The organism is Streptomyces sp. MS19, assembly GCF_047200595.1.
In the GTDB taxonomy this organism is placed as follows: domain Bacteria; phylum Actinomycetota; class Actinomycetes; order Streptomycetales; family Streptomycetaceae; genus Streptomyces.
In genome coordinates this window covers 32,362-52,117 of record NZ_JBJZOH010000016.1, presented here as the reverse complement: position 1 = coordinate 52,117, position 19,756 = coordinate 32,362, and the positions used below count along the sequence as shown (strand labels likewise).

Below are 19,756 nucleotides of genomic sequence, written 5' to 3'. Positions count from 1 at the left end.
CACAGTATGCACTAGTTCAAAGTCGTTTGCCAAACGGTCAGAAAGGAACGTCCGGTGCCCGAAACCGACAGCTACTCCCCCACTCCCCGCACCACGCCCACCCGGGGCCGCGAACGGGCCTCCTACGACCGCGCGCTGGTGCACTCCATCCTGGACGAGGGCTACCTCTGCCACCTCGGCTTCGTCCGCGACGGCGCACCCTTCGTCCTGCCGACCCTGTACGCGCGGGTCGGCGAGCGCCTCTACCTGCACGGCTCCACCGGCCAGCGCCCCGCCCGCGCCGCCGCCTCCGGCGGCCTGCCGGTGTGCGTGACGGTGACGCACGTCGACGGCATCGTCCTCGCCAAGTCCGCGTTCCACCACTCCATGAACTACCGCTCGGTCGTCGTGCACGGCACCGCGACGCCCGTGACGGACCCGGCGGAACGCGCCCTCGGCTTCGACGCCACCGTCGACCAGGCCGTCCCCGGCAGGGCCGCCGACTGCCGCCCGGCGAGCCGCAAGGAAAGCGCCGCCACGGCGCTGCTCGCCCTCGACCTCGCCGAGGTCTCCGCGAAGGTCCGCACCGGCGGCCCCAACGAGGACCCGGCGGACGCCGGTCTCCCGTACTGGAACGGGGTCCTGCCGGTCCGCACGGTGTACGGCCCGCCGCTCGCGGTCGGCGACCCCCGCATAACCGGGGCGAACTGGGACACCGCCGGGGACGCGGAAGCCCCCGCGTACCTCACGGCGTACGCCAGGCGCTGACCCGGCGGCCCCCCGCACCGGCGATGTCGCGTCTTCCGTGCGTCCGGTGGCCCCGGGCAGGGCAGCAGGAAGACATGCACGAAAGCGGACGGCCCGCCGGCCGCGACGACCCCGCGGCCGGCACCGGGCGGACGGCGGCGGTGGAACCACGTGTTCCGCCACGACGTCACATCCGCGAGCAGCACGGAGCGACCCTCCGCGCCATCGGTTCCCCCACGAGAAGGACCATCATGGCTGTTCATCACCGGCGTCCCGCCGCACTCACCACGCTCGCCGCCCTCGCCGTGCTCGCCGCGGCCGGATGCGCCGAGGACCCCGCCGAGTCGTCCGCCGCCGGGGACCCCCCGGCCTCCTCGGAGAGCCAGGACGCCTCCCCCACGACACCGCCGGACACCGGGGACGGGGACGGGGACGGGGACGCCCCGTCCGCCGCCGCGGGCGGCGCGGGCGAGGAGGCCGGCGGCGCGCCCGGCGAGGGCACGGAGACCGGCGCCGCCTCGGACGACTGGTGCACGACCGACGCGCTGTCGGCGGAGATCACCGGTCTCGACTCGGGCGCGGGCCAGCGCTACGCCGCGCTCGTCCTCACCAACACCTCGGACACGGCCTGCCGCACGGAGGGCTGGCCCGGCCTCCAGCTCACGGCCGAGGACGGCGGACCGCTCCCCACCAACACCGTGCGCGACGACTCGGAGGAGGCCGCCCAGATCACCGTGGAGCCGGGTGCCAGCGCGTGGGCCCAGCTGCACTGGACCGTCGTCCCGGGCGAGGACGACCCGGCCGACGGCTCCTGCGGGCCCGATCCGGCCGGGGTGCAGGTCATCCCGCCGGACGAGTACGACCCGACGGACGCCGCCTGGGACCTCGGCGCGGTCTGCGGCGGGGGCACCATCGAGGCGCTGCCGCTCGCCGAGGGCGCAGGGCCCGCCGCCTGACACGGCCCCGCGCACGCGCGCGGGCCGCCCTGACCCGCTGGATCCGGGCCACACCGCCCGGCACCACCAGCGGGTCGGCGGCCCGGGGCCGGGCGCGGCTCAGGCGGTCGGCAGCCAGCTCACATGGCCGGCCAGCAGCCCGTACCCGACGAAGGCCACGATGTCGATCAGCGCGTGCGCGACGACCAGCGGCATCACGCGCCCCCACCGCCGGTAGAGCCAGACGAAGATGACGCCCATCGCCACGTTCCCGAAGAAGCCGCCGACGCCCTGGTAGAGGTGGTACGAGCCGCGCAGCACCGAGCTGGCCACGAGCGCCGCGGCGGGCGACCACCCGAGCTGCTGGAGGCGCCGCAGCAGGTAGCCGACGACGATGACCTCCTCCAGCACCGAGTTCTGCACCGCGGAGGCGACGAGGACCGGGTACTTCCACCACTCGTCCGGCAGGGACTCCGGCACCACGGTGAGACTGGCCCCGGCGGCGTGCGCGCCGAGGTAGAGCAGCAGGCCACTGCCGCCGATGCCCGCCGCGACGAGCGCGCCCCACCCCAGGTCGAAGCCGGGCCGCCGCAGGTCGAAGCCGATGCCCCGCAGCCCGGGGCCGCCGTACGCGCCGCCGCGCTCGCGCAGCAGCAGGTGGGCGACGAGCGCGACGGGCACGAGCGCGGTGCTGATGCCGAACAGCTGCCACGCCAGGTCGAGCCACGGCCGGTCGGGCGCCCGGGACCCGTTGAGCGTCGCCGCGTGGTCGCTGAGGCCGCCCGGCCTGGTGAGGACCCCGGTGAACGAGATGATCGCGCTGATGCCGCTCGCGCCGAGCGACAGGGCGAGCACGAGCAGCAGTTCGTGGCGCAGCACGCGCGGCGGCACCCGCGGCGCCGTGTCCGGCGCCCCGGTGTCCCGCGCCACCGCGTCCCGTGGGGGCGTGGTCGAGCCCACTCCGTCTCCCGTCCGCACGCGCCGGGCCGCCCGTCCGTGCGCGGGCCCGGCGCGTGCGGCGGGGTCAGTCGCCGGTCGGCCAGGTGTGCACGGGGGCGTCCGTACGCGACAGTTCGCAGTACCGGCGTACGAGCCCGCGCAGCGCGCTCGTACGGTCCACTCCGTCCGCCACCAAGCGGTGGTACACGGCAGTCTGCCAGCCCGCGCCGGTGACGCGGCGGCGGCACCGTTCCCCGATGACGCCCAGGTAGTGCTCGCGGTCGGACGCGGCGACGCCCGCGGCGGCGAGGCCCTGGTCGGCGAGCGGCAGCAGGCGCTCGGGGATCAGCTCGTACGCCGGGCGGTCGCCCTCGCCCGGCCAGGTCAGGTGCGCCTCGACGCCGTTGCGGCAGGCCTCGTCGAAGTTGCGCTCCGCGTCGGCGAACGCGAGCCGGGTCCACACGGGGTCCGGGTCGTCGGCGAGTGCCCTGACGAGGCCGTGGAAGAACGCGGCGTTGGCGACCGTGTCGGTGACGGTGGGGCCGGTGGAGAGGATGCGGTTCTCGACGCGGAGGTGGGGGACGCCGTCGGCGATGTCGTAGACCGGGCGGTTCCAGCGGTAGACGCTGCCGTTGTGGAGGCACAGCTCGGTCAGCTCGGGGATGCCGCCGGAGTCGAGGACGGCGAGGGGGTCCTCGTCCGAGCAGACGGGCAGCAGCGCCGGAAAGTAGCGGACGTTCTCCTCGAACAGGTCGGCGGCCGAGGTGATCCAGCGCTCGCCGAACCAGGTGCGCGGGCGCACGCCCTGCGCGGCCAGCTCGGGCGGGCGGCTGTCGGTGGCCTGGCTGAAAAGCATCGGCCTGGTCTCGTGCCACAGCTCCTGGCCGAAGACGAACGGGGCGTTGGCGCCGACGGCGATCTGCGGGCCGGCGATGGCCTGGGCGGCGTTCCAGACGGCGGCGAACCGGTCGGGCGTCACCTGGGTGTGGAACTGCACCGAGGTGCAGGCGGCCTCCGGCGCGATGGACTCGAAGGACCGGTCGAGGGTCTCCGCGCCGCTGATGGCCAGGGTGATGGCCTCGCCGCGCAGCGCGAGGATCTGGTCGTTGAGCAGGGTGTAGCGGCCTTCGGGCGAGAGGGTGCCGGGGCCGACCTGCTCCGGTTCGATCGTCGGCAGCACGCCGGTCAGGACGAGCTGGGCGCCGAATTCGCCGCCCGTGCGGTCTGCGTATCCCACGGCGACACGCAGCTCTTCGGCCATATCGTCGAAGACCCGGCCGGAGAGCCGGTGGGGTGGCATATTGAGTTCGATCGTGAATTTACCCAGTTCGCTCTGGAAATCCTGGGTGGCCATTCGCGCGAGGAGGTCCCTGTTCACCATCCGCGGCGCCCCGTCCGAATCGGCGAGGCACAACTCCATCTCCAGGCCGATCAGATCGCGCGGCCCCTCGAAGCGCTCCTCGTGCAGCATGCGGTCCAGCGCGTCGAGACACTCGCGCAGCCGCGCGCGGAACCGCTGCCGGGCGGTCAGGTCGAACCGGTCGGCCACGACTTCTGCCCCCATGGGACACCTCCTGCGTCGGACAGTGTTCCGATACTGCCCCCGCCCCGCGAGACCTAACGTGTCCCGTCCGGCCCCCGGGCACCTCACACCGGCATATTCCACTGGAATACGCGCCCCTCGCGCCCCCCGTTCCGGCGTCCTGTTTTGTTCTTGCCGAAACATCACGGGTCGGCTACTGGAAACATGAAGAGAACACCCGGCGGATAACATTCCCCTACGGCGTGTCTCCTATTAAGAGGCGACCTACTCCAAAGCGAGAGGCGACCCATCATGCCCTTGAACGTTCCCCCGGTACCCGCCGGAGCGGAGGCCAGCGTCCTGGACGCCCTCCGCGAGCCCACCGTGTGGCTCCCGCTCCCGTTGCAGCGCCACCGTGAGTCGCTGCGGCTCGTGTGCCCCCTGCCCGTGCACGAGCTGGCCCCCGTCACCGGCCTGACCGTGCCCCCGCGCTCCCGGCTCGCCGGGTGGCGCTTCCTCCTCGACCGCGACGGCGTGACCGTGGGCGGAGCCCAGACCGATCTCACCGCGAGCGGCTGGGAGTTCTCCCACTTCTCCGCCGGGCCGTTCATCGCCTCGACGGCACGTGCCGTGGCGCTGGCGGAGTCGATGGCGACTCCGTTCCAGCCGCGGCTGCTGTCCGTCCCCGAGCTGTACATGGTCACACTGTGGCTGCACGCGGACCCGGCCGCCGACCCGGCGTCGGGCAGCCCCGAGCCGCAGGATCTGCTGGTGCCGCTGGCGCCGGCGCCGCCCGGCATCGCCGCCGAGCGCCCGGCGCGCACCGACGCGCTGCTGCCGCTCGTGACGAGCCGCCTGGCGCCGCTCGGCCTGGCGAGCTGACCGGACCGGGGCGTGCGCGGGCGGCCGTCGGCCCGCGTACGCCCCGGTGCCGTGCGTCAGCCCGCGTACTCCTCGACCGGCGGGCAGGAGCACACCAGGTTGCGGTCCCCGAAGGCGCCGTCGATGCGCCGGACCGGCGGCCAGTACTTGTCGTGCCCCGTGCCGTGCCCGGCGCCGAGCCCCGCGCCGCCCGGGTAGACGGCCTCCCGCCGCGTGTACGGGTGCGGCCAGTCCCCGGCGGTCTGCTCGGCGGTGTGCGGGGCGTTGCGCAGCGGGTTGTCGTCGCGCGGCCACTCCCCCGAGGCGACACGGTCGATCTCCCCGCGGATGGCGATCATCGCCTCGCAGAACCGGTCGAGTTCCGCCAGGTCCTCGCTCTCGGTCGGCTCGACCATCAGCGTCCCGGCGACGGGGAAGGACATCGTCGGCGCGTGGAACCCGTAGTCGATCAGGCGCTTCGCCACGTCGTCGATGGTCACGCCGGTGGCCTTGGTGAGCGGCCGGACGTCGATGATGCACTCGTGGGCGACCAGCCCGCCCGGCCCGGTGTACAGGACCGGATAGTGCGGCTCCAGGCGTTTGGCGACGTAGTTGGCGGCGAGCACGGCGGACTGCGTGGCGCGGCGCAGGCCCTCGGCGCCCATCAGCCGCACGTACGCCCAGGAGATCGGCAGGATTCCGGCGGAGCCCCAGGGCGCGGCCGAGACCGGGCCGGTGCCGCCGCCCTCCGGGCCCGCCGCGGGCTGGAGGGGGTGTCCCGGCAGGTACGGCGCGAGGTGCTCGCGGACGGCCACCGGGCCGACACCGGGGCCGCCGCCGCCGTGCGGGATGCAGAAGGTCTTGTGCAGGTTGAGGTGCGAGACGTCGGCGCCGAAGCGGCCCGGCCTGGCGAGTCCGACGAGCGCGTTGAGGTTGGCGCCGTCCACGTAGACCTGGCCGCCCGCGTCGTGCACGGCCGCGCAGATGGCGGTGATGTCCTCCTCGAACACGCCGTGCGTGGACGGGTAGGTGACCATGAGGACGGCCAGTTCGTCGCGGTGCCGCTCGATCTTGGCGCGCAGGTCGTCCGCGTCCACGTCGCCGTTCTCGCCGGTGGCGACGACCACCACCCGCATGCCCGCCATCACGGCGCTGGCGGCGTTCGTGCCGTGCGCGGAGGACGGGATGAGGCAGACGGTGCGCTCCGGCTGCCCGTTCGCGCGGTGGTGGGCGCGGACGGCGAGGAGCCCGGCGAGCTCCCCCTGCGAACCGGCGTTGGGCTGGAGGGAGACGGCGGCGTAGCCGGTGATCTCGGCGAGCGTGTCCTCCAGTTCGCGGATCAGCGTCAGGTAGCCCTCGGCCTGCTCGGCGGGGGCGAACGGGTGGAGGTCCGCGAACTCCGGCCAGGTGACGGCCGCCATCTCCGCCGTCGCGTTGAGCTTCATCGTGCAGGAGCCCAGCGGGATCATGCCGCGGTCGAGCGCGTAGTCGCGGTCCGCGAGGCGCCGCAGGTAGCGCAGCAGCGCCGTCTCGGAGCGGTGGCGGTGGAAGACGGGGTGGGTGAGGTACGCGTCGGTGCGCAGCAGTCCGGCGGGCAGCGCGTCGTCGGTGCGGGCGTCGAGCGCGTCGATCGCGCCGCCGTCCGCCGGGACGCCGAACGCGGCCCAGACGGCGGTGAGATCGGCGCGGCGGGTCGTCTCGTCGCAGCTGATGCCGACGTGGTCGGCGTCCGTGAGGCGGAGGTTGACGCCCGCCTCGCGCGCCGCCGCGACGACCTCGGCGGCGCGGCCGGGCACCTGGGCGGTGACCGTGTCGAAGTACCGCTCGTGGACGGTCTCCACGCCGCCGTCGCGCAGCCCGGCGGCGAGCAGGGCGGCGTACCGGTGGGTGCGGCGGGCGATGGCGGCGAGCCCGTCGGGGCCGTGGTGGACGGCGTACATGCCGGCCATCACCGCGAGCAGGACCTGCGCCGTGCAGATGTTGCTGGTGGCCTTCTCGCGGCGGATGTGCTGCTCGCGGGTCTGGAGGGCCAGGCGGTACGCCGGGTCGCCCGCAGCGTCGCGCGAGACGCCGACGAGCCGTCCTGGCAGGCTGCGCGCATACGCCTCGCGGACCGCCATGAACCCGGCGTGCGGGCCGCCGAAGCCCATCGGCACGCCGAACCGCTGGCTGGAGCCGACCGCGATGTCCGCGCCGAGGTCGCCGGGCGACGCCAGCAGGGTGAGGGCGAGCAGGTCGGCGGCGACGGTCACGACGGCGCCGAGCGCGTGCGCCGCCTCGATGACGGGCCGCGGGTCGCGCACCGCGCCGGAGGCGCCGGGGTACTGGAGGAGGACGCCGAAGACGCCGCGCTCGGCGGCCTCCGCCGGGATGCCGTCGGACAGGTCGGCGACGACGACCTCGACACCGGTGGGCTCGGCGCGGGTGGTGACAACGGCGACGGTCTGCGGCAGGCAGTCGGCGTCCACGAGGAACACGCCGTCCTTCACCTTGCCCACGCGGCGTGACAGGGCCATCGCCTCGGCCGCGGCCGTGGCCTCGTCGAGCAGCGAGGCGCCCGCGGTGGGCAGGCCCGTGAGGTCGGAGACGACCGTCTGGAACGTGAGGAGCGCTTCGAGGCGGCCCTGGGAGATCTCGGGCTGGTAGGGCGTGTAGGCCGTGTACCAGGCGGGGTTCTCCATGACGTTGCGCAGGACGACCGGCGGCGTGAACGTGCCGTGGTAGCCGAGCCCGATCATGGAGCGGGCGACCGTGTTGCGCGCGGCGAGGGACCGCAGTCCGGCGAGGACGGCGGCCTCGTCGCGGGCGTCGGGCAGGGCCAGCGCCTCGGTGGCGCGGATCGTCTCGGGGACCGCGGCGGCCGTGAGGTCGTCCAGGGAGCCGAAGCCGACCTGGGCGAGCATCTTGGCGTGGTCGCCCTCGCCGGGGCCGATGTGGCGGCCGGCGAACGGCGCGGCCCGTTCGAGATCGGAGAGCGGGGTACGGCTGACGGTCATGTGTGGAGGCTCCTCACGGGGCACGGCGACCTCGGGGCACCGGGCGGCGCTGCCCGGCCTGCCTCCCCCTCTGTCATCCGGGTGCGGTCCGGACCTGAGAGCTTCACCGGGCGGTCGTGCGCCCGGCTTGCACCGTCGGTGAGGGCGGCCGGCCCGGCTCGCGCCGGGTACGCCGTCCTGCTTTCCAGAGTGGTCTGACTCGTGCGGTACGTGGGCCTGAGAGATTCCGGGGAGGAGTTGCTCCTTCGGCGCCTGCCGTCCGGGGACGCCAGGGCTCTCCCGCACGAGGTCGTCAACCACTTCGAGCCTACCAGCGCCCCCCGCCGGGGCTACCGGGGGAACGCCCCGACTGGCCGCCCGGCCGGAAGTGACCTTTTGTTGGGGGTACAGGGCATCTGCCGGACCAGTGGCGATCAGTTGGAGGAACCCGTGCAGACCGACATCGACCCCCGCAGTCTGATCGGGCGCAAGGCCCTCGACCGCGACGGCACCAAGATCGGCACGGTGGACGAGGTCTACCTCGACGACGCCACCGGCGTGCCCGAGTGGGCCGCCGTGCGCACGGGGCTGTTCAGCCGGGACGCGTTCGTGCCGCTGGAGCCGAGCGAACTGGTCGGCGGCGTCCTGCGCGTGCCGTACGAGCGCGCGCTCATCAAGGAGGCACCGGACTTCGGCGTCGGCAGGCACCTGTCGCCCGAGCAGGAGCTCCAGCTGTACCACCACTACGGCCTGGACGTGCCGGGCGCGGCCCCGCCACCGCCCGACGCCGACTTCGGGCGGCTGGCACGTCCCGAGCCACCGGCGGGCGAGGCCACCGGCGAGAGCTGATCCGGCACGAGCGGCAGGGGCTCCCCCGGGCTCAGCGCCGGGTCGTCCACGGGGAACGTGCGCACCCGGCCCGGCGGGGTGTCCGGCCGTTCGAAGCGCACGGTCACCCGGCCCACGCCGCTGCCCTGCACCCAGCCGGGACCGTGCTCTGCGTGGCGGACGTCCTGCCCCGGCAGCCACCGCCGCTCGCGGGACGTCCCGGCCTCCCCCGCCGGACCCGGCGAGGTCTCGGGCGGCGTCCCGTCCGGCGGGGCGGATGTGGCGGTCTCACCGCCGTCGGCCGCCCGCACCGCCTGGGCGAACAGGTCCTCCTGCGTGAACCCGGCGAGCCCCGTGACGCCCACCCCCAGCAGCCGCACGCCCTCGGTCGTGTCCACGCCCTCCAGCAGCCGCGCGGCCGCCTCACGCACCACGGCGGGGTCGTCGGTCGGCCCTCTGAGCGTCTCGGAGCGGGTGAGGGTCGTGAAGTCGTAGCGCCGCACCTTGAGCACGACCGTGCGCCCCGAACGCCCCGCCGCGCGCAGCCGCTCCACACACCGGCCGGCAAGGCGCGCCACCTCGTACCGCACCCGGGCGCGGTCGGTGACGTCGGTGTCGAAGGTGTCCTCGACCGAGACGGACTTGGCGTCGCGCTCGGCGACCACAGGGCGGTCGTCCCTGCCGCGGGCCATGGCGAAGAGCCCGTGCCCGTGCGCCTTGCCGAGCAGCCGCAGCAGTTCCGCCTCGCCCGCCTCCGCGGCCTCGCCGACCGTGTGCAGCCCGGCCCGGCGCAGCGTCTCGGCGGTCGCGGGGCCGACGCCCGGCAGGGTGCGGACGGGCATCGGGGCGAGCAGGTCCCGTTCGGTGCCCGGCTCGATGAGCAGCAGCCCGTCCGGCTTGGCCTGCTCGGAGGCGATCTTGGCGAGCATCTTGGACCCGGCGAGGCCCACCGAGCCGGTCAGCCCGGTGTGGGCCAGGATGCGGCGACGCAGTTCCTCGCCCGCGGCAAGGGCCTCGGCGGCGGTGGCGGCCGTCCCGCCCGCCGCCAGATCGACGAACGCCTCGTCCAGGCTCAGTGGCTCGACCAGCGGCGACAGCTCGGCGAGCAGCGCCATCACGCGCTCGCTGACGGCCCGGTAGACGGCGAAGCGCGGGACGAGGAAGGCGGCGTTCGGCGTGCGGCGGCGAGCCTGGGCCGTCGGCATGGCGGAGTGGACGCCGGAGCGGCGCGCCTCGTACGACGCGGTGGCGACCACGCCGCGCGGCCCCAGGCCGCCCACCACGACCGGCTTGCCGCGCAGGCTCGGCTTGGCCGCCTGCTCCACCGAGGCGTAGAAGGCGTCCATGTCGAGATGGAGGATGGTCGGACTGCCGCGCACGTGTCCGATGGTGCCGTACGGGTCTGACATCCGGCGGGCGGCAGCACGGCGGCGCGCGCCCGGGTCACAGCCCCCGGTTGCGGCGGCGGGCCAGTTCGTCCGCGGGGTGGTCGGCGGTGACCGTCTCGCCGGTGAGCGCGTGCTCGGCGTGCAGGCCCTCCAGGGCGCCCTGGACGTCCTGCCAGACGGCGCCGACCGCGATGCCGAAGACGCCCCGGCCGTCCTGGAGCAGCTCGGCGAGGTCGTCGGGCGAGGTGCAGCGGTAGACGGCCGCCCCGTCGCTCATCAGGGTCATGCCGGACAGTTCTGCCAGGTCGGTGGCGCACAGGGCGCGCACGGCCGTCCTGATGGACTGGAGCGAGACACCGGCGTCGAGCAGCCGCTTCACGATCTTGAGGACGACCACGTCCCGGAAGCTGTACAGCCGCTGGGTGCCGGAGCCGTGGGCGGGGCGCACGCTCGGCTGGACCAGGCCGGTGCGGGCCCAGTAGTCGAGCTGCCGGTAGGTGATCCCGGCGGCGGCGCAGGCGCTCGGACCGCGATAGCCGAGCGCGTCCGGGGTGGGCCGCCCCTGCGGCGCGGCCGACGGCAGCTGACCGTGCCGCGCCGGGCCGGGAAGGGCGGTCGCGCCCCCGACCGCTCTGCTGTCGCCGTTACCTGTCACGCCGGCCTCCGTTCCGCATGTCCTGTCCGCGCCCTCGTCGCTCACCGGCTGTCACGGCGGGCACGCGCGCGGCGTTCCTCACAAGACATGCCCCGTCGACGCTGGGCATCCACACCCGTCGTGCGGGTGATCCTCCCGTGCACCGCTACTGGCTGCTCCTGCCGAAGTCCTCGGGAGAGATCTGGTCGAGGAACTCGCGGAACCGTTCCACCTCGTCCTCCTGCTCGTCGGGGATGATGATCCCCGCGTCGTCGAGGACCGCGTCGCTGCCGTAGATGGGGCTGCCGACCCGCAGGGCGAGGGCTATGGCGTCGGACGGCCTGGCGCTGACCTCGACCCCGCTGGCGAACACCAGCTCCGCGTAGAAGACGCCGTCCCGCAGGTCGGTGATCCGCACGGAGCTGAGCTCCTGTCCGACGGCTTCCAGCACGTTCTTGAAGAGGTCGTGCGTCAGCGGCCGGGCAGGGGTCATCCCCTGCTGGGCGAACGCGATGGCGGTCGCCTCCCCCGGTCCGATCCAGATCGGGAGGTAGCGATCACCGCCGACTTCACGGAGTAGCACGATGGGCTGATTGTTGGGCATTTCCACCCGTACACCCACGACGTCGAGCTGATTCACACAGCAACCCTAGGCGGTGCCCGGGGCATTTGGATAGTCGAGCACCGCCACGCGGCCCCCGGCGTGCCCCGGGCGAGTCGGTCAGAACCCCTGCCTGCTGGCGAAGAAGACCAGCCGGTACTTGCCGATCTGGACCTCGTCACCGTTCGCGAGCACCGTCGAGTCGATGGGCTCGCGGTTGACGTAGGTGCCGTTGAGGCTGCCGACGTCACTGGCGGTGAACGTGCCGTCCGGCTGCCTGCGGAACTCCACGTGGCGGCGGGAGACCGTCACGTCGTCCAGGAAGATGTCGCACTGCGGGTGGCGCCCCGCGGTGGTCAGCTCGCCGTCCAGCAGGAAGCGGCTGCCCGAGTTCGGGCCGCGGCGCACGATCAGGAGCGCGGAGCCGGGCGGCAGCGCGTCCACGGCGGCCTGGGCCTCCGCGGAGAGCGCGGGGGCGGGGTGCTGGCCGGTGATCTCCGCCTCGTAGGCCTCCAGGCCGCTGATCGAGATCGTGGAGGTCGTCTCGGAGGAGCCTTCGAGGCCGGGGCGCAGCGGGTTGCCGCAGTTGGAGCAGAACCGGCTGGTCCCCGCGTTGCGGTGGCCACAGCGCGCGCAGGCCTGGACGTCCGCGCTGGCGCCGCCGGGGGCGCCTATCCCGGCGGGGGCGCCGACCTCGTCACGGAACAACGGCCGCCCCTGCTCGGCACCGGACGCCGACGCTGGCGTGTCGCCATGCTGGCGGGCGCGGGGCCGGTCGGCACTGTGCATGCCGCTCTGACGCCTGCCGAACAACCGAGCGAAAAAACTCACCAGCGATCCCCTCGCACCTAGCCCGTCCCGCCGGCGGCGGGACGGTCCATTCTCTCTCACCGGCCGCCGCGGACGAACCGAGAACGTCCGCGGCCCCGTTCAGTTTCCCTTACACAGCGCCACCGGGGACGGGCAGCCCCCGGGTGGCCGGTCGGCTCACGGTGACGACTGAGCGTAGTCAGGCTGCTCCGCCCGCCGCAAGGCGTCCACCGTGATCCTCTCGGGCCGCTCAACGCTCACGGACGCCGAATCGTTCTCCAGGGACTGCACGACTCCCCCGGGGATGTTCAGCGCCGGCTCCAGATCCTGGGGCCGGCCGATGGCCCGGACGACGTACGGCGCGGAGACCGGCTCGCCGTCCAGCCGGACACCGCCGTTGCGGTCCGTGAACGCGGTCTCCGCGACGATCCTGACCTCGTTGATCTGGATGGCCTCGGCGCCCGCCGCGCGCAGTTCCTGCACCGCGTCGAGCAGCATATCCGCCCCGACGCCGCCCAGTGGGTCACCGATGCGCAGCGTGATACCGGGTCCCTCGGCGGCGACGGTCCCGGCGAGGATGCCGAGGCCGCGCTCGCGCTCCTCGTTCTGGCGGCGTGCCTCCTCGGCCTGGTCGGAGCTGGTCTCCAGCTCGGTCCGCTGGGCCTCCAGCTGCCGCTTCTCGTCCTCCAGGCGCGCCGTGCGGTCGTCGAGGTCGCTGAGGATGCGCACGAGGTCCTCGGGGCGTGCGCCGCGCAGCGCGGTGTCGTCGCTGCCGGCCGCGCGGACCTGGATGGCGAGGCCGAGGCCGAGGACGAACAGGAGGGCGGCGGCGACGAGCTGGCCGCGTGTGGCGCGCGGGGGCCATAGGGCGTCGAGGAGGAGCCGGGCGCCGGCCGGGGCGGCGGGGTCGGTGGCCTCGCCGTCCGGCGGGCCGCCGTCCGGGTGAACCGGCTCGTCGGCGGGCGGCGTGTCGGGCGCGGCCTCGCGGTCGTCCGCCGTCTCCGGGGGCGCCGCGTCCAGGGCCGGGGGCGCCGGGGTGGGCCGTTCGGGTCCGCCGGGCGGGCGGCGCGCGGCGGGCAGCCGGGGTGCTTCCGCCTCGCCCTCCCGCTCGCGCGGTCCGGCCGGCCCTGGGCGTTCCGGTGAGGTCACCTGGTCACGCTCCGAAGACATGGCGGCGGATGGCCGCCGCGTTGGAGAAGATCCGGATGCCGAGGACGACCACGACGCCGGTCGACAGCTGGGAGCCGACGCCCAGCTCGTCGCCGAGGAAGACGATCAGCGCGGCCACGGTGACGTTCGAGAGGAACGAGACGACGAACACCCGGTCGTCGAAGACCCGGTCGAGCATGGCCCGCAGCCCGCCGAAGACCGCGTCGAGCGCGGCGACCACGGCGATGGGCAGGTACGGCTCGACGCCGGTGGGCACCACGGGGGTGGTGAGCACCCCGGCCAGCACGCCCAGGACGAGTCCGATGACGGCGATCACTGGTCTTCCTCCCCTGTGTTCCCTGTGGCGCTCGCGCCGCCCGTGTCGTCGAGCGGCGTCGCCGTGCGGATGGCCGGGTTGGCCGCGGCAGGCAGCCGCAGGTCGTCGCGGAGCCGGGTGGCCACCCGTATCCCGTAGTCGTCGCGGAGTTCGGCGAGGTACGCGCCCGCGGGCGTCGCGTCGAAGCCGTCCGCGAACTCCGCGCCGCCGCCGATGGCGAGCAGCGTGTACGGCGGGACGAGCGGCCGGTTGTCCACCAGGACGGCGTCCCCCGCCGCGCGGATGGCGGACAGCGCGGTGAGCCGCTGCCCGTTCACGGATATCGCCTCCGCGCCCGCCTCCCACAGCCCGTTGACGACGCGCTGGAGGTCGCGGTCGCGGACGCGGCCCGTGTCGGAGAAGCCGTCGTCCCCCGTCGCTCCTCCGGCGTCCTGCGCGCGCTCCGCATCGTTCACGGTCAGCTCGACGCCGGGGCCCTCGACGGCGGTGGCCCCGGCGAGCAGGGCGGTCGGGCTGTCCTCGGCGCCCTCGTCGGCCAGGACGCCGCGCCGCATGGCGGCGACGTCCTCGCGCAGGGCGTTCACGTCCTCCTGGAGCGAGTCGAGCCGGTCGGTGCCGGCCTCGACGCGTTCCAGCAGTTCCTCGCGCTCCCGGGCGACGGTGGGAGCGGCCTGCCGGGCGTGGGCGGCGCCGAGCGTGACGACGAGGGCGGCGAGCAGGAGGCCGCCCGCGAGCCACAGCCGGGCGCGCAGGGGGCGGGGCAGCGGCGCCCCGGCCGCCGCCCGCCGTCCTCGCGCCGCCCGCGCGTAGCCCTCGTCGAGGGTGTGGCTCATGACGGTGGTCAGCAACGACATGGAGGCGTCGGGGCGCGCGGGGCGGCGCGGTCCTGACTCCTGCTGTGGCATGGCGGGCATGATTGCACGCCGCCCCCGGATTGATCGAAACGGGCCGGTGGCCGGGCCCTTCGGCCGGTGTGCGGCCGGTCAGTGTTCGGCGCTGTCCACGACTCCCGCCCAGACGTCGAGCAGTTCCTGGGCCGCCGCGTCGTCCGGTCCCTCGGCCCACAGGTGGGTGACGGCCTCGGCCGGGTCGGGCAGCACGAGGACCCACCGGCCGTCGGACTCGACGACGCGGACGCCGTCGGTGGTGTCCACGGACCGGTCGCCCGCCGCCTCGACGACGCGCCGCATCACCAGGCCCTTGATGGCCCAGGGGGTGGCGACGTCGCGGCTGAGGACGTGGGCGCGCGGGATGCGGGCCTCGATCTGGCTGAGCGACAGCTGCGTGCGGGCCACCAGGCCGATGAGCCGGGTGAACGCGGCGGTCGCGTCGAAGACGGAGCTGAACTCGGGCACGATGAAGCCGCCCTGCCCGTCGCCGCCGAAGACGGAGCCCTCCTTGTGGGCGACGCGGGTGAGGTCGTCGGGCGAGGTGGTCGTCCACTCGACCTCGGTGCCGTGGTAGGCGGCCACCTGTTCGGCGATGCGCGTGGTGGTGACGGGGAGGGCCACGCGCCCGCTGCGGCGTTCCGCGGCGATCAGGTCGAGCATGACCAGCAGGGCGCGCTGGTCCTCGATGATCCGGCCGCGTTCGTCCACCAGCGCGAACCGCTCGCCGACGGGGTCGAAGCGGACGCCGAAGGCGGCGCGGGCGGAGGAGACCATCTCGCCGAGCCGTACGAGCCCGGCGCGGCGTGCCTCGGCGGTCTCGGTGGGGCGCGCCTCGTCGAGGCCGGGGTTGATGGTGAGGGCGTCCACCCCGAGGCGGCCGAGCAGGCTCGGGAGGACGAGTCCCGCGCTGCCGTTGGCCGCGTCCACGACGATCTTCAGCCCCGACTCGGCCACGCCCGTCGTGTCCACGGCGCGCAGCACGGAGCCGGTGTACGCGTCGAAGACGCTGGCGGGGAAGGTCAGGTCGCCGATCTCGCCGGGGAACGCCCTGCGGTACTCCTGCCGGGCGTAGACGCGGTCGAGCTTGCGCTGGCCGCCCTGGGAGAGGTCGGCGCCGCGCTCGTCGAAGAACATGATGTCCACGGAGTCGGGGACACCGGGCGTGGTACGGATCATGACGCCGCCGGCGCTGCCGCGGGCGGTCTGCTGACGGGCGACCGGGAGCGGCACGTTCTCCAGGTCGCGCACGTCGATCGCGCTGGCCTGGAGGGCGGAGATGACGGCGCGTTTGAGGGCGCGGGCGCCGCGCGAGTGGTCGCGGGCGGTGGTGACGGTCGAGCCCTTCTTGAGGGTGGTGGCGTAGGCGCTGGCGAGGCGGACGGCCAGTTCCGGCGTGATCTCGACGTTGAGGATGCCGGAGACGCCGCGGGCGCCGAAGAGGTTCGCCTGGCCGCGCGACTCCCAGATGACGGAGGTGTTGACGAACGCGCCCGCCTCGATCGTCTTGAACGGGTAGACGCGGACGTTGCCCTGGACGATGGACTCCTCGCCGATGAGGCACTCGTCGCCGATGACGGCGCCGTCCTCGATGCGGGCGGCGCGCATGACGTCGGTGTTCTTGCCGACGACGCAGCCGCGCAGGTTGGTCTGCGGGCCGATGTACACGTTGTCGTGGACGACGGCGCGGTGCAGGAACGCGTCGGACTTCACGACGACGTTGGAGCCGATGACGGTGTGCTCGCGCACCTCGGCGCCGGCCTCGATCTTCGCGTAGTCGCCGACGTAGAGCGGGCCGCGGAGTTTGGCGTCGGGGTGGACCTCGGCGCCCTCGGCGATCCAGACGCCGGGGGAGATCTCGAAGCCGTCGATCTCGACGTCCACCTTGCCTTCGAGAACGTCCGCCTGGGCCTTGACGTAGCTCTCGTGGGTGCCGACGTCCTCCCAGTAGCCCTCGGCGACATAGCCGTAGACCGGCTTGCCCTCCTTCATCAGGCGGGGGAAGACGTCGCCCGACCAGTCGACGGAGGTGTCGGGTTCGACGTAGTCGAAGACCTCGGGTTCCATCACGTAGATACCGGTGTTGACGGTGTCGGAGAAGACCTGGCCCCAGGTCGGCTTCTCCAGGAACCGCTCCACACGCCCGTCGTCGTCGACGATGGTGATGCCGAATTCGAGCGGGTTGGGAACGCGGGTGAGGCAGACCGTGACGAGGGCGCCGCGTTCCTTGTGGTAGCGGATGAGTTCGGTCAGGTCGAAGTCGGTGAGGGCGTCACCGGAAATCACCAGGAACGAGTCGTCCTTGAGCGCGTCCTCGGCGTTCTTCACACTGCCGGCCGTACCGAGTGGCTTTTCTTCATGGGCGTACGTGAGGTCCATCCCGAGTTCCTCGCCGTCGCCGAAATAGTTCTTCACGAGGGAGGCGAGGAATTGCACGGTGACCACGGTCTCGGTCAGTCCGTGGCGCTTCAGGAGCCGCAGGACGTGCTCCATGATGGGACGGTTCGCCACGGGCAGCAGCGGTTTCGGCATGCTCGCGGTCATAGGGCGAAGCCGGGTGCCTTCGCCACCAGCCATTACTACGGCCTTCATATCGGAAGTGTCCTCCTTGAGGATTCGCCAGTCACTCCGACCGCGCCCGTCCGGAGGGGCCCGGGGTGGCTCCCCGGAAAAGTGCGGCACAAGCGGGCGCCGGGCCCCTGCGACACTGCCAGGGCGGGCTCAGTCGGCGGTGGAATGGTCCGTCGTCAGCAAGCGGCGGACCTGGACCACGTAGAGAATCCCTGCCCACCAGTACAGCCCTGTACCCCAGCCGGCGAACGCCCATCCGAAAATAGCAGCGAGTGATGCCAGCCATCCACTTCCGTCACTGAGCAGCAGGAGCGGGAAGGCGTACATCAGGTTGAAAGTCGCGGCTTTGCCGAGGAAGTTCACCTGCGGGGGCGCGTAGCCGTGGCGGTCGAGCACCCAGACGGTGACGAGCAGCATCAGTTCGCGGGCGACCAGCAGGGCGGTGAGCCACCAGGGCAGGATCTCGCGCCAGGTCAGTCCGACGAGGGTGGACAGGATGTAGAGGCGGTCGGCGGCGGGGTCGAGGATGCGCCCGAGGGCGCTGATCTGGTTCCAGCGGCGGGCGAGCTTGCCGTCGAGGTAGTCGCTGACCCCGCTGGCGGCCAGGACGAGGAGGGCCCAGCCGTCGAGGTCGGGGCCGTCGAAGACGGGTGAGAGGACGAGCCAGAGGAAGACCGGCACGCCCACGAGCCTGGCCATGCTGAGGATGTTCGGAATGGTGAGGACGCGATCCGTCTGGATGCGTGTCTCCTGGACCTCCACCCGGAAGCCTCCTGTGTCCCCGTGTCCCCGTGTCCGCTGTGCCTGTGCACCTTACCGGGCGCCCCGCGCGGCACGGGCGGAGGGGCCGATCGCCGCGACTTAGGCTTTTATGTGGTTTGCGGTCCTGAACGGGTCGGCGGGCGAGTGCAAGGCGGGAACGATGGAGTCCAGGCTTCGGGGTGTCGGCGTCAGTCACGGGGTGGCGATCGGTGAGGTCAGGCATCTGGGTACGGCGGTGCTGGACGCGCCCGACCGGCGGATCGGGCCGGACGATGCGCCGCGCGAGCTGGCCAGGGCGCGGCAGGCGGCGGAGGCGGTGGCGGCCGACCTGCGGGCGCGGGGGAACCTGGCGGGGGGCGAGGCGCAGGCCGTGCTGGAGGCGCAGGCGCTGATGGCGCTCGACCCGGAACTGCTGGCGGACGTCGAGCGGCGCATCGGGGTGGGCGCGGCGGCGGAGCGGGCGGTGTCCGACGCGCTGGCGGCCTACCGTGCCCTGCTCGCGGGCGCGGGCGAGTACCTCGCGGGCCGGGTGGCGGACCTGGACGACGTGCGCAACCGGATCGTGGCGCGGCTGCTCGGCGTGCCGATCCCCGGCGTTCCGGACAGCGAGGAGCCGTACGTGCTGATCGCCAGGGACCTCGCCCCGGCGGACACGGCGCTGCTCGATCCGCGGCTGGTGCTCGGCTTCATCACCGAGGAGGGCGGGCCGACGAGTCACAGCGCGATCCTGGCGCGTGCGCTGGGCGTGCCCGCGGTGGTGGCGCTCCCGGGCGCGCGGGAGGTCGCGGAGGGGACGGTCGTCGCGGTGGACGGGAGTTCGGGCGAGGTCGTGGTCGATCCGGGGCCGGAGCGGCGGGAGGCGCTGACGCGGGCGGCGGAGGAGCGGCGCGCGGCGCTGACGCGTTCCCGTGGGCCGGGGACGACGTCGGACGGGCACAGGGTGCCGCTGCTCGCGAACATCGGCGGGCCGGGGGATGTCGCGGGGGCCGTGGCGGCGGGCGCGGAGGGGGTGGGGCTCTTCAGGACGGAGTTCCTGTTCCTGGAGCGGGCGCAGGCACCTTCGGAGGAGGAACAGGCCGCCGTGTACCGGGAGGTGCTGGAGGCGTTCCCCGAGGGGCGGGTGGTGGTGCGGGTGCTGGACGCGGGCGCGGACAAGCCGCTGGCGTTCCTGACGCCGGGGGACGAGCCGAATCCGGCGCTCGGGGTGCGGGGGCTGCGGGCGCTGCTGGCGCATCCGGAGGTGCTGGGGACGCAGTTGCGGGCGCTGGCGCGTGCGGCGGAGGGGCTGCCGGTGCATCTGGAGGTGATGGCGCCGATGGTGTCCGACCGGGCGGACGCGCGGGCGTTCGCGGAGGCGTGCGGGGAAGCAGGGCTGCCGGCCAAGGCAGGGGTGATGGTGGAGGTGCCGTCGGCCGCGCTGCGCGCGCGTTCGCTGTTGCAGGAGGTGGAGTTCCTGTCGCTGGGGACGAACGACCTGGCGCAGTACGCGTTCGCGGCGGACCGCCAGTTGGGCGGGGTGGCGCGGTGGCAAGACCCGTGGCAGCCCGCACTGCTCGACCTGGTGGCGATGGCCGCCGAGGCGGCGGGGGCCGAGGGCAAGAGCTGCGGGGTGTGCGGGGAGGCGGCGGCGGACCCGCTGCTGGCGGCGGTGCTGACGGGGCTCGGTGTGACGAGTCTGTCGATGAGTCCGGCGGCGATCGCGCCGGTGCGCGAGACGCTGGGGCGGCACACGCTGGCGCAGTGCGAGCGTGCGGCGGCCGCCGCGCGGGCGGCCGAGAGCGGTCCGGCGGCGCGGGCGGCGGCGCAGGGGGTGCTGTCCGGGGAGTGAGCG

General features: G+C 73.8%; 17 protein-coding genes and 1 riboswitch. Of the genes, 5 read left to right on the top strand and 12 right to left on the bottom strand.

What is annotated here, in order from left to right; genetic code table 11:
- The first annotated feature begins 54 nt into the window (after window positions 1–54).
- Both ACL02R_RS17340 and ACL02R_RS17335 read left to right on the top strand, forming a co-directional pair.
- On the top strand, window positions 55–747 hold the full coding sequence (locus tag ACL02R_RS17340) for a pyridoxamine 5'-phosphate oxidase family protein (protein WP_412797820.1): 693 nt from the start codon (window positions 55–57) through the stop codon (window positions 745–747).
- Between the two features lie 230 nt (window positions 748–977).
- On the top strand, window positions 978–1,682 hold the full coding sequence (locus ACL02R_RS17335; RefSeq protein WP_412797819.1) for a DUF4232 domain-containing protein: 705 nt from the start codon (window positions 978–980) through the stop codon (window positions 1,680–1,682).
- A 99-nt stretch (window positions 1,683–1,781) separates the two neighbouring features.
- Here the strand turns inward: ACL02R_RS17335 and ACL02R_RS17330 are convergent, their stop codons facing one another.
- Together ACL02R_RS17330 and ACL02R_RS17325 are read right to left on the bottom strand one after the other, a co-directional pair.
- On the bottom strand, window positions 1,782–2,591 hold the full coding sequence (locus ACL02R_RS17330) for a CPBP family intramembrane glutamic endopeptidase (RefSeq protein WP_412797875.1): 810 nt from the start codon (window positions 2,589–2,591) through the stop codon (window positions 1,782–1,784).
- Between the two features lie 94 nt (window positions 2,592–2,685).
- Window positions 2,686–4,164, bottom strand: coding sequence for a glutamate--cysteine ligase (locus ACL02R_RS17325; RefSeq protein ID WP_412797818.1), 1,479 nt, complete (start codon window positions 4,162–4,164; stop codon window positions 2,686–2,688).
- Window positions 4,165–4,434: 270 nt separating this feature from the next.
- Here ACL02R_RS17325 and ACL02R_RS17320 point away from each other — a divergent pair, with 270 nt between their 5' ends.
- Window positions 4,435–5,004 carry a hypothetical protein gene (locus tag ACL02R_RS17320; protein ID WP_412797817.1) on the top strand — a complete coding sequence of 190 codons (570 nt, stop codon included), beginning with the start codon at window positions 4,435–4,437 and terminating at the stop codon, window positions 5,002–5,004.
- 56 nt (window positions 5,005–5,060) lie between these two features.
- Here ACL02R_RS17320 and gcvP read toward each other — a convergent pair whose 3' ends face one another.
- The gene (gene gcvP / locus ACL02R_RS17315) at window positions 5,061–7,979 is read right to left on the bottom strand and encodes an aminomethyl-transferring glycine dehydrogenase (RefSeq protein ID WP_412797816.1); all 2,919 of its coding nucleotides are present in this window, start codon (window positions 7,977–7,979) and stop codon (window positions 5,061–5,063) included.
- 194 nt (window positions 7,980–8,173) lie between these two features.
- Window positions 8,174–8,271, bottom strand: a riboswitch (glycine riboswitch).
- A 137-nt stretch (window positions 8,272–8,408) separates the two neighbouring features.
- Here gcvP and ACL02R_RS17310 point away from each other — a divergent pair.
- Window positions 8,409–8,807 (top strand): PRC-barrel domain-containing protein, encoded by a 399-nt coding sequence (locus ACL02R_RS17310; protein ID WP_412797815.1) that lies wholly within the window; start codon window positions 8,409–8,411, stop codon window positions 8,805–8,807.
- Here the strand turns inward: ACL02R_RS17310 and ACL02R_RS17305 are convergent.
- From ACL02R_RS17305 to ACL02R_RS17265, 9 genes are all read right to left on the bottom strand, one after another.
- Complete coding sequence (locus ACL02R_RS17305) at window positions 8,702–10,165, bottom strand: DNA polymerase IV (protein ID WP_412797814.1); 1,464 nt, start codon at window positions 10,163–10,165, stop codon at window positions 8,702–8,704. The two genes, ACL02R_RS17310 and ACL02R_RS17305, sit on opposite strands and share 106 nt — an antisense overlap.
- Window positions 10,166–10,229: 64 nt before the next feature.
- Window positions 10,230–10,829, bottom strand: coding sequence for a MerR family transcriptional regulator (locus ACL02R_RS17300; RefSeq protein WP_412797813.1), 600 nt, complete (start codon window positions 10,827–10,829; stop codon window positions 10,230–10,232).
- A 145-nt stretch (window positions 10,830–10,974) separates the two neighbouring features.
- Complete coding sequence (locus ACL02R_RS17295; protein ID WP_362958962.1) at window positions 10,975–11,448, bottom strand: bifunctional nuclease family protein; 474 nt, start codon at window positions 11,446–11,448, stop codon at window positions 10,975–10,977.
- 81 nt (window positions 11,449–11,529) lie between these two features.
- Window positions 11,530–12,240 carry an FHA domain-containing protein gene (locus tag ACL02R_RS17290; RefSeq protein WP_412797812.1) on the bottom strand — a complete coding sequence of 237 codons (711 nt, stop codon included), beginning with the start codon at window positions 12,238–12,240 and terminating at the stop codon, window positions 11,530–11,532.
- 156 nt (window positions 12,241–12,396) lie between these two features.
- On the bottom strand, window positions 12,397–13,389 hold the full coding sequence (locus ACL02R_RS17285) for a DUF881 domain-containing protein (protein ID WP_412797811.1): 993 nt from the start codon (window positions 13,387–13,389) through the stop codon (window positions 12,397–12,399).
- A complete protein-coding gene (locus ACL02R_RS17280; protein ID WP_362958953.1) occupies window positions 13,373–13,705 on the bottom strand; it encodes a small basic family protein in 333 nt (110 codons plus the stop codon). Before ACL02R_RS17280 ends, ACL02R_RS17285 begins: the two co-directional genes overlap by 17 nt.
- Complete coding sequence (locus ACL02R_RS17275; protein WP_412797810.1) at window positions 13,702–14,610, bottom strand: DUF881 domain-containing protein; 909 nt, start codon at window positions 14,608–14,610, stop codon at window positions 13,702–13,704. The genes ACL02R_RS17280 and ACL02R_RS17275 overlap by 4 nt, the downstream gene beginning before the upstream one ends.
- A gap of 78 nt (window positions 14,611–14,688) precedes the next feature.
- Complete coding sequence (locus ACL02R_RS17270) at window positions 14,689–17,184, bottom strand: sugar phosphate nucleotidyltransferase (RefSeq protein WP_412797809.1); 2,496 nt, start codon at window positions 17,182–17,184, stop codon at window positions 14,689–14,691.
- A 129-nt stretch (window positions 17,185–17,313) separates the two neighbouring features.
- Entirely contained in the window at window positions 17,314–17,925 is a 612-nt protein-coding gene (locus tag ACL02R_RS17265) for a CDP-alcohol phosphatidyltransferase family protein (protein WP_362958945.1), read from the bottom strand.
- A gap of 160 nt (window positions 17,926–18,085) precedes the next feature.
- On the opposite strand from ACL02R_RS17265, the gene ptsP reads away from it, so the two are divergent.
- Window positions 18,086–19,753, top strand: coding sequence for a phosphoenolpyruvate--protein phosphotransferase (gene ptsP, locus ACL02R_RS17260; RefSeq protein WP_412797808.1), 1,668 nt, complete (start codon window positions 18,086–18,088; stop codon window positions 19,751–19,753).
- The last annotated feature ends 3 nt before the right edge of the window (window positions 19,754–19,756 follow it).